Here is a 15689-nt window from a genome sequence, read left to right on the forward strand (position 1 = left end):
GCTCATTAAAGTCTCACCTTATATTATTTTAAACCCACAACCAACACATTATGCACAAAGAGGCTTTTATACTTATTTATATATCAAAGTCAGGTTAATTACCAATTACAGATAAATTAAAATAAGCTTTCAATCAAAAACCAGAATATTGTCTAACCAAAACAAGAATTACTCCCCAAGTTATTTAAAAACTGAATCATCATTTAAATAACAATAGTCATTATATAAAAATTTCTCATGTCACGAGATTTTAAAGGTCAGATCAATGAGGTTTATTTTTGAATTACAGCATTAAATATTTACGCTGCATTAGTTCGACCCAACACCCAAGTTGTATCCTAAATTATTGTGTTGGCAAAATACTACGGATTAAATATTTATGTAACAAAGCCATTTTACTCCATCCGAATGTTTTTTATTCTCGCTGCAAATTATGAGTGTTTATTTTACCAAAAATTAAAAATAAATATAAAATTAATCAAATATAATCAATAATTTAATATTAGTTTTTTAAAAACATACCAACATTTATAACAAAAGATAAAAAAATAACCACTTTTGCTTGTTACAAAAAACAAGCAATTGCTAAGGTCTTGTTTGCTAAAAAAAATTAACACGCCATAACTTTAATTTAAAAATTTAACTTGACCTAAACAGTCGGATTTAATTTAATGCGCTTGCAAAATGTGTTAAAAATCACATATTGCACTTTAAATAAGTAAAAATTGACTTATTAAACAGATAAATCTTTTGAGGAAATAGATTGTGAATAAATTATTCGTAGTATCAGCATTATTAATTACCGGTACAGTACAAGCGGCGACAACTGTAAATGGTGGTGCAGTACACTTTAGCGGTGAGTTTGTGAATGCAGCATGTGCTGTAAGTTCAGATACAGCTGATCAAACTGTTATTTTAGGTCAACACCGTACAGCGAATATTACTGCTGTTGGTCAATACACATCAAATAAACCTTTCACAATTAAATTAGTTGATTGTGATACAGCAGTTTCTAAAACAGCACAAATTGCTTTCTCTGGTCCTATAGATTCAACTGATACCACTTTATTAAAAATTCATTCTGGTCCATCTTCAAATGCAACATCAGCTACTGGTGTTGGTATTGAGATTTCAGATAGTAAGGGTAATGTTTTAACTCCAGATGGTACGGTTTTATCTACCGCACAGACATTAATTGATGGTGATAATACCCTTAACTTTATGGCTCGTTATAAATCTACAGCTGAAAAAGCAACTGCTGGTAAAGCATATGCAGATGCAAACTTTGTAGTTACATACGAATAATATATAAGATGATACTTCTATTTATAGAAGTATCATCTTCTTTTCTTAAAATGCTCATTACTCACTTTGGAAAATAAAATGTTAATTAAATTAATACACCATAAATTTAAAGTTATTATCATATTTTTTTCTTTAATGAATATTTCATATGCATCGAATGGTGGGATTGCTTTGGGGGCAACAAGATTAATATATGAACAAGATAAAAAACAGGCATCAATGCCTGTTATTAATAGCACGAAAGAAAAAAGATTTTTAATTAATGCATGGGTTGAAGATGCATCTTCAAAAGCGACTAAGAGTGTAATTGTTACCCCTCCTATGTTAGTGAGTGAACCAAAATCAGAAAACTCACTTCGTATTGTTAATACAAATCAGAATTTAGTTCAAGATCGAGAGACCTTGTATTATCTCAATGTACAGGCAATTCCATCTGTAAATCAGAAAGATTTAGAGGAAAATAATGTTTTGCAATTGGCAATTCTCTCTCGGATCAAAATGATGATGCGTCCCAAAAAATTATCTATTGCGGTTGAGGATGCTCCAGAAATAATTGATGCGTATCTTTTAGATAATAAAATTATAATTAAAAATCCGACACCTTACTTTATGACACTAGTTAATATAAGTATTGATGGTATTAAACAAGATAATATGATGTTAGAACCATTTTCAGAAAAAAATTTAAATATTTCCGGTAAAAGTTTTTCATTTCAAACAATTAATGATTTTGGTGCATTCACTAAAGCAATTGAAAAAAAGATCGGTAATTAATAAAATTAATCAGGTTGAATCAAAATGAAAAATATAAAATTTTCAAAAAAAATATTTTATATTCACATTGTCTCTTTGCATGTTTTCTTATTTGGAAGTGTAGTTCATGCAAAAGAATATTTTAATCCTGCCTTATTGCTGAATACATCAGATTCCTCAGTTGCCGATCTATCAAAATTTGAAAGTGGCTACCAATTAGCAGGAATATATAAAGTTAATGTTTTCTTGAATGAGGATTTTATAGCATTTAAAGATTTTAATTTTGTGCAAACAGAAAAAAATGACATAATTTCAGGTGGTTTGACACCGTGTATCGATAGCAAATGGTTGCTTTCTATTGGTGTCAAAGTCTATGATTTTCCTGATGCTGAAAATTTAAATAATCAAAGCTGTATTGATTTAAAAAAATATATTCCAGAATCTAATATTTCTTACAATTTCTCATCCCAACGATTAGATATTAGTATACCTAATATCTGGGTGGAGAGTGAAGCACGCGGATATTTACCACCTTCAGAATGGGATGATGGTATTACTGCAGCTTCTCTAAACTATAATTTGACTGGTAGTAACTCCGAAAATAGTAATAATATATTTCTTTCTCTAAATACTGGCTTTAATATAGGTGGTTTTAGATTTAAAAATTTATCAAGTTATAATTACTTTCAACAAAAGCTAAATAATACCAATACGTCAAAATGGAATAATATTCAAACTTATGCCGAGAAATCAATCATTCCAATAAAGAGTGAATTGGTTCTGGGGGATAGTAATACGGATCACGCTATTTTCGATAGTGTTGGTTTTCGCGGTATACGCTTATATAGTTCAGATGCAATGTTGCCCATCAGTAAACAAGGATATGCACCTGTTGTTCGCGGTATTGCCAATAGTAGAGGTGTACTTACTATTCGGCAAAATGGATATGTTGTTTATCAAACCAATGTTGCAGCTGGTCCTTTTGCAATCAATGACTTAACTTCTATGTCTGGCAGTGGTGATTTAAATGTAACGATTGAAGAAAGTACCGGTGCCGTTCAAAACTTCATTATACCTTACTCTGGTGTACCCATTTTATTACGTGAAGGCCGTACAAAAGTTGATATAGCCATGGGTGAATTCCGAAGTGGTAATAATGAGCAAGGCACTCCTTTTTTTGTACAAGGTATTATTAGCCATGGTTTCGGTAAAGGCCTGACAGGGTATGGTGCTACACAGCTTGCTTCAGATTATAAAGCAACGTTGATTGGCATCGGAAAAAACTGGGGCCGTTTTGGTGCTTTTTCTTTTGATGCCACTCAAGCAAACAGCACATTGGCGAATGGTGAGGAGCATAGTGGCCAATCCTATCGCTTACTTTATTCAAAATCACTAAATACCTTGGGAACAACCTTTCAACTTATGGGTTATCGTTATTCAACCAAAGGATTTTACACATTAAATGATGTTGCCTACAAATCGATGGAATCATTTCAGTTTGATCAAAATTATGATGATTTTGGAAACCCCTATAATGATCCATCTTCATACTATAATTTAAACTATAAAAGGCGAGGCAACTTTCAATTTAATGTCACTCAGAATTTAAATAGTTTTGGATCAATGTATGCATCGGTAAACTACCAGACTTACTGGAATGTACCAGAACCTTCTCGTTCTTATCAATTCGGTTATGCAAATACTATAAAAGCTATAACGTATTCACTTGCATGGAGTCTACAAGATTCTTTCAATGCTTCAAATACTTTAAATGCAAACAATAATTCGATTTCTGCAACGATTTCTTTTCCAATGAATGCTTTTTTCGGTTCAAGAGATCGAGTTAAAAATGAAATTTACAGTAATAGTAATATTGTTCGAAATTCTTCTGGTGGGAATGTTATACAAACAGGTTTAAATGGTTCTTTACTCGAACACCAAGCATTAAATTACAGCATTTTACATGGTCAGAATACAGATACTGGTGGTTTCGGTACAGCAGCAGTGCGCTTAGATACTAAATATGGTAGCGGTGGTATGGCATATAACTTTGCTGAAGGTGGTAAAGATACAAGTATCAACTATGATTTATCTGGTGGGATGATTTTACATTCTGGCGGTTTGACTTTAGGTCAATCCTTAGGTGATACCAATATTCTAGTTGATGCGAAGGGTGCTAAAAATGTGAAAATTGAGAACTCACGTAACATACATACTGATTCACGTGGTTATGCAATTTTACCATTCGCTGATAATTATCGTATGAATCGCATTGCCCTGATCACCGATGATCTCGATCATAAAACAGAAATCTTAACCAACGTTCAGAATATTGTACCAATGAAAGGCGCAATTATTAAAGCCAATTTTGATTCACGTATTGGGCACAGAGCTTTGATTACGCTGAAACACTTAGATAATCACGTCCCATATGCTTCTGCTGTAACCGAAGAAAATCAAAAAATTAATAGTATCGTTGGTCAAGATGGTCAAACCTATTTAAGTGGTTTGGCAGATAAAGGCAGTCTAAAAATTGTATGGGGAACATCCGCAGCTGAAAGTTGTACAGCACCTTATACGATTGAAAAAGCAGATCAATATACGGGCCTAATTAATTTAGAACTAATATGTGAATAGGCGTTTATAAGATGAAAAGAATGGTTACTAACTTGCTTAAGCTACGATTAAAATCGATATTGTTTGCTCTTGGCTTAATGGTGTCAACCCATGCATATTCCGTATCTTGTGTTCCTAGAAATAATGCTCCTTACATCTATAATTATGATACTGATTTTGATTCCAAAGAAAATTATGTGGGTTATTCAACCAATTGGATCTCCTTAAACCGAGGAGGAACATATACTTTACCAAGCCCCTGTAGTGGCAAATTGGGTCCAGTTTATTTTACGCTTTTGCCTGAAAATTCGCTCATATTAGCGGGTAATTCCGATAAAATGACCTATTGGTATGATATTCCAGAGAATGATTATTTACAGGTTGCCATGCAAGTGTATATTGGGGGCAACCGAGGAACGTATGAGCCAATCCCAACAAATGCGATCAGCAATCAATGTAATAAATGTGGTCCTGAATGGGCATCTGGTGGAAAAATTAAAGTAAAATTAAGAGTTAAAAAGAAGTTTGTAGGACAGTCTTTTGTTGTAAGTCGTTATATCGGATTGATTTATGCCGCAACCTCAGCGAAGGATAAACCTACCGTGCCAATTTCTCTTATTCAATTGAATGCAACGATGACCGTGCCTCAATCATGTGTTTTTGATGTTGGAAGTGTGATCGAATTTGATTTTGGAAAAATCCCATCAAGTGGATTCTCTAATGTAGGTGTAGGAAACAAACCTGCTGGAGTAAATCCCATGATAAAAACCATCGGTATTGAGTGTAAAAATATAGATGCACAACAGATGTTATCGGCCCGCATTGAGGCTATAAATCCGAGTGGCAATATGATTAGATCCGATAACAAAGATGTTGGTTTTCTAATCGCAGATAAGAATGATCGTGTTTTAGTTCCTAATAATAGCTCAAGTTATATTCCTTTTAAATTAGATCAAAATTCACGGAGTAGCTTTGTATTAAAAGCATGGCCCGTGAGTCTGACAGGTGTTAAACCCAATGCAGGTCCTCTCAGCTCACAGGGACATGTGCGGATTGATTTTCAGTAAAGAATATTGCTTTAAAAAGATGAGATGAGAATAATGAACATTATAAGGTTTCTTGTGATCAGTGGAATATTCTATTCAACTCCGTTATTTGCAGATCCCGTAGTTAGAATCAACCTGACTTTGAAAGCAACTATTTTTGAACAAACTTGTGTTGTATCACCAGGGAGTGAAGATATTACTGTTGCACTTGGTACATGGATGACTCGAGGTATGTCTAATGTTGCGATGCGAACGCAATCAATACCTTTTTCAATTCAGTTGGCTGGTTGTACGTCAGATACAGTTGCAATTTCATTTATAGGTGAATCTGATCCGACCAATGTAAAGTATTTAAGGTTAAGTGCTAGTTCGACAGCGAAAAATGTTGCAATAGAAATCTTAGATAAAGATAAAAAAACCTTACCTCTAGGGACGTACTCCTCTATACAAAATGATACAGGGAGTGAGAATATTAAATTAGATTTTTTTGCTAATTATATTTCTACAGGTGAAAAGGTCTCCGCCGGTAAAGCAAATGCGACTGCTAATTTCTTATTAGAATATGACTAAATGAATTCGCTGAATTTTGTAGTTACAGATCTTTAAATAAGTTGAGAGAAATCTTCATTTGGCATCTGCAATGAATCCTGTTTATATCGTGACGTTTAAGATTGAGTAATAGAACTTGTTTCTTGAACGCTGTAGTAAATAACTACCACTACATGCAAATCGCTGATTCTCAAATAGTCCTAAAATATCGAATTTATGAAAGAGAGTGATTTTAGTGGTTTAAACAATCAAGTACAGTGAGGTGCATTATGTTTTATTTGTCTATATATAGATATCAGCAGCTTCAAGCCGCAAGTGTGACCGTATAAAACCAGCCACAACTTCATTGGCCCTATTCCAAAATTCCTGGTTAAGAGCATCGCGTGGATTATGCCTCTCATTTTATCGGGCTTAATGAGTGCCTCACTCTCCTGTTTTAATATGTGGATATATAGCGGATTCTTCGAAGGCTTCTTTCAGGCATGGTTAAACAGTTGGCTGCTTTCATGGCTTGTTGCCTATCCGCTTATTCTGATTTTCTTGCCTTTGGTTCACAACTTTCTGTTGCAGATTACTGAAACACCTCCAGTCAATAACCACAAAGAATAGTCGGCTCAGTGCTTTAAAATATGAGTTATATTAATATCATTTATCTAGATTAATTCATCATTTCATTAAATGGACGAGCAGCATGAATATCACTAAAGTCCTGATTAAAGTTAGCCTCGCTAGCACTCTTTTCTTGAGCAATATATTAGCAGCGACATATGCACAACCTGCCCCGGTTCAAGCCGTTGATCATATTGAGCTGTCTAAATACTTAGGGACTTGGCATGAAATTGCTAGAAAACCACTCAGTTTCCAAAATAAATGCGACCATAATGTCAGTGCAAGCTATGCTTTAAATAAAAATGGAAACATTGAGGTCACTAATCGCTGCTATAGCAAAGCTGGTAAGCTTTCGCAGGCAATAGGCGAAGCATGGGTACAAAACCCACCAGCCAATTCTAAACTCAAAGTCAGCTTCTTACCCAAAGCAATCCGCTGGTTACCTGTTGGGCGTGGAGATTATTGGGTATTAAAACTTGATCAAAATTATCAAACCGTGTTGGTCGGTGGCCCCAGCAAAAAATATATGTGGATTCTCTCGCGTACACAAAATCCAGATCCAGCCGCGATTCAAGCCTACCTCAATTATGCGCAAAGCATCGGTTATGATTTAGGTGATCTTATTCAAACCAAGCAAACCACCAACCCAATGCTGATGATATTACCAACAAATGAAACCGAGGCAGGCAATCGGTATTGATGGCCTCACATATCTTTTGACTACCCGATTTAAATCTGGATGCGCGCGCTATCAAATAAAAAGTAACCAATGCAGTCCATGCTGTATTAACGCAAGGTTTTTCTATTATAATGACACGCCTTTATAACTGTTCATTTTGCAGGGATCATTAATGCTGTTACCAACATTAGAGTTGCCGGATGTTTTTGTTTTATATAACAGAGAAGATCATTTTGTCAAAATTGATGAAAGTGAAACAGATATCGACTTTATTGAAGACCAAGAGGGCAAAAAATATATTGGAATCAGAATATCTGGCTTAGAAATCAACTCAAGTAATGCCTTCATTATTGATATTCTTCAGGAAAAAGATAGTGCAGGCGAACACCTTTATCAGGTATATGAGGTCAATAACGATGTGCAACTCAGTGACTATCTGTTGACTAAAGCCACGCTACTCAACACCCAAATACAAAAACTAGAGCTTATGTTCTGCTCAAGCTATTTGTTTAACGAGATCTAATCGGTCTCGTCTTTTAGCGCGACTGTTTTGGCTTGGCTGACATTATAAAAGCGCTGTAACATCCAGTCGGACAGTAAGCCGACAACAAAACCAAAGCTAAAAAGAATAGGCAATTATTGCCAAAGCCTTATTCCTCTCCCCTTTACCCTTATTACTTATTACTTATTTTGGTTCCGTTCTTTATTTTTATGAATTGTGGAAAGGATTGAGTGATCTTCCAACCCTGTTTATGGCGCTCTTTCCTGGGCTCTGCTATTGGTTTTTTTTGATTAAGCTGCAAGCCAGAAAAATGGCGAAGGATAAAATAAACTGACCTGATCTCGAGCGTATATGGCTAAGGTAGTTGCAGATAAAAGCCGACGGATTCATCAGTCGGCTTTTATTATTTGACAGGGTTTAAAACAATTCTTACTGGATTTTTGAGCTTTCAGGTATTTGCTCAAACATAGCTTCAAGATCATGTTGATCTAACATGCCACCAATAACTACTTTACGCGCTTTCCCATCAGTCGAGGTATATTCAATGACATGAATACTTGATTTAAATGCCATAAAAAAAGCAGCGATGCCTTTTTTCTCGACAATTTTAAATGTCCCCGCATTAAACGGACAGCTCACTTTTTTAAAGATTTGTTTAAAGCTAATCTGATCTGCGAGAACCGAGTATTTAGGAAAGTTAATAAAATAAAATGCAATTGCCATCCCAAGTGCAGCACTAATACCCGGACCTGATTTCTGTCTGATTGCGGTCATAATTATAAATAAAATTGCGAGCAATAAAAAAGAAAGGAAAGAAGAAAGGATCTTACGTTTTTTCGGTGTTTCATAAACGTTTATAACATGTGTCATGTGAAGCCCTCGATATCGGGAGATGAAATACCCTTTAATGGGTAAAGAAATAAAATTATTTTCAAATTGCTCAAGTCTTGGCTGGGAAATAATCTGTGACAAGTATATTAACGAAATAGAATAGTTTAATATTAATTAAAAAACAAATGAATTAAATATAAATACTAAACAATATGGGTGAACAAAAATGCTTTAACTCACTTAATATTTCAGTATTGCAGCATGATTTAGCCCATAAAATAAATGGATAAATTTCTAAAAAAAAAACTTCTAAAAATTCTAAGCTTTGGCATAATCAATTTTACTCTTGGAAAAAGGTCAACTTATATGGATCCCTCGCCTGCAAAAGGTATAAAAAAAACTTTGATTTCAGTTAACGCTTGCTGGAGTACAAATTAATGGAGTTTTTATTAGACCCTGGCATTTGGGTTGGTTTACTCACCCTGATTGTTTTAGAAATTGTTTTAGGTATTGATAACCTCGTCTTTATTGCCATTTTGGCTGAAAAACTTCCTCCAGAACAACGCGATAAGGCTCGTGTGATTGGCCTTTCTCTCGCTTTGATCATGCGCTTAGGCTTATTATTTGCGATCTCTTGGTTAGTCACTTTGACCAAACCACTTATTACACTCTTTGAGTTGACCTTCTCAGGTCGAGATTTAATTCTTTTATTTGGTGGTTTATTCCTGGTCTATAAAGCAGTCACTGAACTGCATGAAAAAATGGAAGGTAAACCTGAAATTAAGCTCACCACCAAAGTGGCTTATGCAGGTTTTACTGCAGTTGTTACCCAAATCGTTGTATTAGATGCGGTCTTCTCTTTAGATTCCGTCATCACTGCCATTGGCATGGTCGATAATATTTATGTGATGATGGTCGCCATGATTGTGGCGATGGGCGTGATGTTACTGGCCTCTAAATCACTAACCGCTTTTGTCAATCGCCACCCAACCGTGGTTATTCTTTGTCTTAGCTTCTTATTATTAATTGGTATTAGTTTAATTGCAGATGGTTTTGGCTTCCATATTCCAAAAGGCTATATCTATTCTGGTATTGGCGTTGCCATTTTAATTGAAGCCTTTAATCAATTTGGTCAACGTAATGTCGCCAAACACGAATCTAAAATCCCATTACGACATCGCACCGCAGATTCAATTCTCAAGCTGATGGGTGGCCGAATGGAGGCGTTAACAGACAACGCCCAACATGTTGAAGCTCAAAAAGCTTTTGCGGATGAAGAACGTTATATGATCGGTGGGGTATTAACCTTGGCAGAGCGTTCTGTTGCCTCCATCATGACACCACGTCGCCAAATTTCTTGGGTAAATTTGGATGACACTGCCGAGCAGATTCGTGAACGGATTTTATCTGTTCCACACAGTTTATTCCCCGTGTGTCGCGGTAATCTCGATAAAGTCATTTCAGTGGTTCGCGCTAAGGAACTGCTTGATGTTTTAGATAATGCAGAAGCACTTAAAGCCTTAATCAAATTGCATCGCCCAATCTATATCTTTGAAAAAATGAAAGTCATTGATGCAATTAATACCTTACGCACGTCAAAAGGCTCATTGGTTTTGGTCAGTGACGAGTTTGGAAATATTCAAGGTTTGATCTCACCACTGGATGTATTTGAAGCGATTGCTGGAGAATTTCCCGATGCAGATGAGCAGCTTGATTTAATCCAAGTCGACAACACCACATGGAAGGCATCGGGCATGCTCGATTTATACCAATTGGAGTTGGCACTTGGCTTTGACTTGGTTGAAGAAGATGTTAGTTATATCAGTGTTTCTGGTTTAATCCTCGATAAATGTAATGGCATCGTCGAAGTTGGCTCTCATATTGATTATCAAGGTCTACATTTTGAAGTGATTGAATTAGATGGTAATTTAGCGAAAACAGTGATGATTACTTTAATCTAAAACGCGACAACAGCCACCGTAAAGAAGACACCGCAAGCGGTGTCTTCTTTTTGCTTTTTTGATATTCAACACTCCATCGTGTAGCACACTTTTTCGTTTGCCTAATGATTTCTCAGTGTGATGGTTTGCCTGCCGAATGATTCGTCTATGTTATTTGCGATGAATAGAGCCTGCCGCTATACTTTTGCAGCTTTTTTTGCCCGACCGCGAAATCCCAAGACCCCGTTATGAATAAATTAGTTTATATGTTTGTCGCAGCCAGTTTAATGTCCGCTTGCTCCGAACAGCCAAAGCAAAATGCTCCGCAAACCAATGCGCTCTCATCCGAGCATCATCCTCAATTGGCGGCATGGGTCGGTGACTATTCTGGGGTGATTCCCTGCGTGGGCTGTGTTTCTCGTTGTCCCGACTGTGAAAGCATGGCCATTGATTTAAAGATTACACCCGACCAGAAATTTATCCTGACACGTACCAGTCTAAGTACTCAGGCTGCGCCTGAAGTACTGATGGGCACATTTTCATTTCTAGATCAGCAACAACTTAAAATTGAATTGTTAAATGTAAAAGACAGAAGCAAGCTAATTTTAGGCAACGACTATATGGAAATTATAGACACCAAGTCGGATCAACCTTATCAGGCCTATCAGGACTTCCGCATCTATAAGCAAAGCTAACCTCGTGCGATGTTGATACACAACGGAATCGGTTTTTATTCGATATATAGTCAAAAAACAAACATCTATGGCTTAAATAAAATCCATCACAATTTGATAGCCTAGACGGCAAATCAGAGCACTGACTAAAATTAAAAATAAAATTCGGATCAAACCACTGCCATATTTCAGTACCAACTTCACCCCAAGCACCGCACCCAGCACATTGGCTACGGCCATCATCAAGCCATAACCAAACAGCACATGCCCTGCCGGAATAAAAAAGCTCAATGCAGCGAAGTTGGTCATAAAGTTAGCGATCTTTGATAGCGCGGAAGCATGCAAGAAATCGACTTTTAAATAGCGGATAAAAAAGAAAATAAAGAAACTGCCCGTACCTGGGCCAAAAATTCCATCATAGAAGCCAATTAACAGACTACCAAGCCCTGCCAAAACTAAAATTTTGCTGGTAAGCGCTTGGGTCACATGCACTTGCCCAAATTGCTTCTTAAATAAGGTGTAGAGCGCAATCACGATCAGCATCACCAAAACAAATGGCTTTAAAATCGCGGTTGGCACCAGCGATACACAGGCGGCACCAACAAAAGAGCTGATGAAGGCACAGACACCAATCACCAACAGCAGCTTCCACTGCAAAGAAACTCGCTTCAAAAAAGAAACACAGGCTGAAGCTGTCCCACAGATAGAGGCCAGTTTATTGGTCCCAAAGACCGTGGCAGGTGCGAGTTGTGGCAAGCTGCCCATTAGTGCAGGGATTTGAATCAAACCACCGCCCCCCACTGCAGCATCAATCGCACCGGCACAGAATGCAAAAAAGACCAAGCTGAGAATCAGTTCAATTTCCATATCTAGATGCTTCTTTTTATAATTAAAATTTTACACTCCACCGCAACCCTATCACGTATTGAAACAGACATGGCGCGGAAGAGTAGGCGCATTAAACATAGATTGTTTAACTTTCCAGATTCAATACACGTTTCGGCACCAAGCGTTTTTTATCGGTGATTTCAGCCAAACCCAAGCATAACTCAGCATCAAAAACCAAGACCTGTTCAGTGGCAACATGATCAATATTACTTTCCATACCATTACGGAAAAAATCAGCGCGACCTTCAGGCACTTGGATCTGCGGTAAATGCTGCACTGGCGCAAAAGCTGGCAACAACAACTGCTCTCTCTCTTGCTCCGTCAAGCTTTCTAAATATTCAATGGTATATTCAGGAATTAAGTCAAACGGCCCAGTTTGCACACGATGCAACTGCACCAGATGCCCAACAGTGCCAAGCGCTAAGGCAATATCTTCACCTAACACGCGAATATAAGTCCCTTTTGAGCAACTGATTTCTAAGCTGAGGGTATCTTCTGTGAAATCAATCAATGTCAACAAATCAATATGCACTGGACGGGGTTCACGCTCAACCTCTATCCCTTGACGCGCCAATTCATATAACGGGCGGCCTTGTTTTTTAAGAGCCGAATACATCGGTGGAATTTGCTGCGTATCGCCACGAAAGCCTTGCAATACTTGCTCAACCAGTGCTTCAGTTAGTGCTGGTACAGCTGACGTTGCAATGACTTCACCTTCAACATCACCGGTTGAGGTCTGCTGCCCCAATTTCACCACAGTGCGATAGCGTTTGTTTGAATCTAATAAAAAGTGAGAGAACTTCGTGGCTTCGCCCAAGCAGATCGGCAATAAACCACTGGCCAATGGATCAAGCGCCCCCGTATGACCGGCTTTCTGCGCACGATATAAATAGCGTACTTTCTGTAGCGCCGAATTTGAACTAATCCCCAAGGGTTTATTCAATAAGAACACACCACTCAGATGACGACGCTGAATTTTAGGAGACGCTGCTTTCATAATTTTAAATGGGGATCAATTTTAACGGTTTATCTTAACAATCGCGGCACGATTTATATAGCCCTTCTCTGCCAAAGTATTTTTAAATACAAAACCACACCGCACAAATAAATGATTAATTATTAATGCTATGATTTAGCATTCATTGACCCAAAATAAAATAACTGCAGATTTAAACTGAAACCTTGCGATTCAAACGCTCAACTCGACAGCTGTCTATCCGGTGAAGGACTTTGAATGTCTAAACAGAAAATAAAAAGTTTGATCTTAATCGTACTGATTGCCAGCGCCTGTCTGCTGTATTTGATTTTTTTTAAAACATCTACGCAACATCCAGATAGTACGACTTCTGCGACATCTCACACACCGATGAATACACCTGTAAATTCAGCACCATCAAGCATAACTTGGGCAAGTCAAAGCCAGCAAGACACTGAGATTAACTGCCAGATTCAAATCAATAGTACCAATACTTTGAGAACGACCGAGCAGACCCGAGACTGTTTTGAATATTTCCTCAGTCAGTCTGGTGAAAAACCATTTCAACAAATTCAAAAAGATTTTAAAGCTTTCATACAAGCCAACTATCCAGATCCAGCACAGGGTCAAATTTTAGAATTATGGGGTCGTTATTTAAAGTATCGACAAGCTGCTGCCGAATTAACACCAAATGCCATTCAACAAAATGATTCGCGATATTTTCAACAGCTTTTCCTGCAAAACCAAGAGCTCAAAAAGCGTTATTTTTCTATCGCAGAAATTGAGGCGCTGTTTAAACATGAAGATGATTATCACCGCTATACCCTACAGCGGCTCGAAATCATCAACAATGATCAACTGAGTACGGCAGAAAAAGCGCAGCAACTGAAACGACTCACCGAACAATTACCCAGCGACCTACACGCCAATCTCAAACAGCTGAGTCAGCTTGATGACCTACAACGCCTCAGTGCCGAAATTAAAGCACGTGGTGGCTCAGCAGCAGAGTTACAGCAAATGCGGCAGCAATTGGTGGGTGTAGAGGCAACCATGCGACTAGAACGACTAGATCAGCAGCGTCGCCTTTGGAAACAGCAGGTTGAACAGTATTTAACGGAAAAAGATATCATTAGCCAAAGTAATCTAAGTCCATCAGCCAAACAAAAAGCCATCCAGCAACTGCGGGATCGGCACTTCATTAGCCCACAGCAACAGTTACGTTTAAAAAGTTATGAAACAGCACATCAACAAGGGCAGGCCTTGGACTTTGCGGAATAAACCATGATGACGTTAAAACATCTCTTTATTTATTTAATCGTCTTCGCGATATGGACACAGCGCGCTACAGCCGTTGAGGTACAGCAGGTCAACGCAGATTATGTCGCGTCAGATTATGCGCAGACCCAATACCCCATCGTGTTTAATCATGGCATGGCGGGCTTTGATCGACTAGGCTCGGCACAGTTCGGCATCGACTATTGGTATCAAATTTTGCCAGATCTGGCACGTAATGGTGCCAGTGTCTGGGCCACACGGGTTTCTCCATTTAACTCCACAGAAGTTCGTGGTGAGCAGTTACTGCGTCAGGTCGAGGATATTCTGGCGATTACTGGTGCTGAAAAAGTCAATTTAATTGGACACTCACACGGCGGGCTGACTATTCGCTATGTTGCTGGGATTATGCCTGAACGCATCGCATCGCTGACGACTATTGGTTCCCCACACTTGGGCTCGCCTGTGGCAGATTTCGCATTGCAAACCGAACACACCAAATTTGAAAGGCCATTACTTGCCGCAATCGACTTTTTAGCCACGGCGATCCAGCGTTCACAACAACTCGATCCAACACAGTTTCCACATGATCCTTTTGCTTCTGCGCGTAGTTTATCCACGGCAGGTGCAGCGCAATTTAATCAACAATTTCCAATGGGTTTATCGGCTTCAGACTGTAGTGAAGGCGCCTACGAGCAAGATGGTATTTTACTTTACTCATGGAGTGGGACATCAGTTGTCACCAATATTTTAGATCCAGACTCGGTATTACGCGCCAGCAGTAAACTGATCAATGCGGGTCATGACAATGATGGCCTAGTGGGTCGCTGTAGTGCTAAATTTGGTCATACCGTCCGTGATAACTACAACTGGAACCATCTTGATGAGATTAATCAAATCCTAGGCTTACGCTCGATGCAATCCCCCAATCCCGTTGCGATCTATCGCCAACACGCCAATCGATTGAAGTTAAAAGGGGTCTAGCTCAGATAACAACAGACATAAAAAAATGCGCTAGATAGCGCATTTTTTGACTCGTATAAAACTTA

The 15689-nt window shown here is 38.0% G+C and carries 15 protein-coding genes; 12 read left to right on the plus strand and 3 right to left on the minus strand.

Annotated features, from left to right (window positions below):
* Positions 1 to 765: 765 nt before the first annotated feature.
* From fimA to FD716_RS15900, 8 genes are all read left to right on the plus strand, one after another.
* The gene (gene fimA, locus FD716_RS15865) at positions 766 to 1305 is read left to right on the plus strand and encodes a type 1 fimbrial major subunit FimA (protein WP_215895472.1); all 540 of its coding nucleotides are present in this window, start codon (positions 766 to 768) and stop codon (positions 1303 to 1305) included.
* 78 nt (positions 1306 to 1383) lie between these two features.
* A complete protein-coding gene (locus tag FD716_RS15870) occupies positions 1384 to 2079 on the plus strand; it encodes a fimbria/pilus periplasmic chaperone (protein ID WP_139853219.1) in 696 nt (231 codons plus the stop codon).
* Positions 2080 to 2103: 24 nt separating this feature from the next.
* Positions 2104 to 4695 carry a fimbria/pilus outer membrane usher protein gene (locus tag FD716_RS15875; RefSeq protein WP_139853220.1) on the plus strand — a complete coding sequence of 864 codons (2592 nt, stop codon included), beginning with the start codon at positions 2104 to 2106 and terminating at the stop codon, positions 4693 to 4695.
* Positions 4696 to 4706: 11 nt separating this feature from the next.
* Positions 4707 to 5741 (plus strand): fimbrial protein, encoded by a 1035-nt coding sequence (locus FD716_RS15880; RefSeq protein WP_139853221.1) that lies wholly within the window; start codon positions 4707 to 4709, stop codon positions 5739 to 5741.
* A 54-nt stretch (positions 5742 to 5795) separates the two neighbouring features.
* Entirely contained in the window at positions 5796 to 6290 is a 495-nt protein-coding gene (locus FD716_RS15885; RefSeq protein ID WP_171477063.1) for a fimbrial protein, read from the plus strand.
* Between the two features lie 369 nt (positions 6291 to 6659).
* Complete coding sequence (locus tag FD716_RS15890) at positions 6660 to 6878, plus strand: DUF2798 domain-containing protein (protein ID WP_139853223.1); 219 nt, start codon at positions 6660 to 6662, stop codon at positions 6876 to 6878.
* Positions 6879 to 6960: 82 nt separating this feature from the next.
* The gene (locus FD716_RS15895; RefSeq protein WP_139853224.1) at positions 6961 to 7578 is read left to right on the plus strand and encodes a lipocalin family protein; all 618 of its coding nucleotides are present in this window, start codon (positions 6961 to 6963) and stop codon (positions 7576 to 7578) included.
* A 151-nt stretch (positions 7579 to 7729) separates the two neighbouring features.
* Positions 7730 to 8080, plus strand: coding sequence for a hypothetical protein (locus FD716_RS15900; RefSeq protein WP_139853225.1), 351 nt, complete (start codon positions 7730 to 7732; stop codon positions 8078 to 8080).
* Positions 8081 to 8488: 408 nt separating this feature from the next.
* On the opposite strand, the gene FD716_RS15905 is transcribed toward FD716_RS15900, so the two are convergent.
* Positions 8489 to 9031, minus strand: coding sequence for a hypothetical protein (locus FD716_RS15905; RefSeq protein WP_139853226.1), 543 nt, complete (start codon positions 9029 to 9031; stop codon positions 8489 to 8491).
* A gap of 296 nt (positions 9032 to 9327) precedes the next feature.
* Here FD716_RS15905 and FD716_RS15910 point away from each other — a divergent pair, with 296 nt between their 5' ends.
* Both FD716_RS15910 and FD716_RS15915 read left to right on the plus strand, forming a co-directional pair.
* Positions 9328 to 10851 carry a TerC family protein gene (locus FD716_RS15910; protein ID WP_139853227.1) on the plus strand — a complete coding sequence of 508 codons (1524 nt, stop codon included), beginning with the start codon at positions 9328 to 9330 and terminating at the stop codon, positions 10849 to 10851.
* A gap of 227 nt (positions 10852 to 11078) precedes the next feature.
* A complete protein-coding gene (locus FD716_RS15915) occupies positions 11079 to 11525 on the plus strand; it encodes a copper resistance protein NlpE N-terminal domain-containing protein (protein ID WP_139853228.1) in 447 nt (148 codons plus the stop codon).
* Between the two features lie 72 nt (positions 11526 to 11597).
* Here the strand turns inward: FD716_RS15915 and FD716_RS15920 are convergent, their stop codons facing one another.
* Both FD716_RS15920 and truB read right to left on the minus strand, forming a co-directional pair.
* The gene (locus FD716_RS15920; protein WP_139853229.1) at positions 11598 to 12371 is read right to left on the minus strand and encodes a sulfite exporter TauE/SafE family protein; all 774 of its coding nucleotides are present in this window, start codon (positions 12369 to 12371) and stop codon (positions 11598 to 11600) included.
* A gap of 106 nt (positions 12372 to 12477) precedes the next feature.
* The gene (gene truB, locus FD716_RS15925; protein ID WP_139853230.1) at positions 12478 to 13389 is read right to left on the minus strand and encodes a tRNA pseudouridine(55) synthase TruB; all 912 of its coding nucleotides are present in this window, start codon (positions 13387 to 13389) and stop codon (positions 12478 to 12480) included.
* A gap of 237 nt (positions 13390 to 13626) precedes the next feature.
* On the opposite strand from truB, the gene FD716_RS15930 reads away from it, so the two are divergent.
* Both FD716_RS15930 and FD716_RS15935 read left to right on the plus strand, forming a co-directional pair.
* Positions 13627 to 14646 carry a lipase secretion chaperone gene (locus tag FD716_RS15930; RefSeq protein WP_139853231.1) on the plus strand — a complete coding sequence of 340 codons (1020 nt, stop codon included), beginning with the start codon at positions 13627 to 13629 and terminating at the stop codon, positions 14644 to 14646.
* 3 nt (positions 14647 to 14649) lie between these two features.
* The gene (locus tag FD716_RS15935; RefSeq protein ID WP_228714961.1) at positions 14650 to 15624 is read left to right on the plus strand and encodes a lipase family alpha/beta hydrolase; all 975 of its coding nucleotides are present in this window, start codon (positions 14650 to 14652) and stop codon (positions 15622 to 15624) included.
* Positions 15625 to 15689 lie beyond the last annotated feature (65 nt).

Source organism: Acinetobacter pullicarnis, assembly GCF_006352475.1.
GTDB classification, from domain to species: domain Bacteria; phylum Pseudomonadota; class Gammaproteobacteria; order Pseudomonadales; family Moraxellaceae; genus Acinetobacter; species Acinetobacter pullicarnis.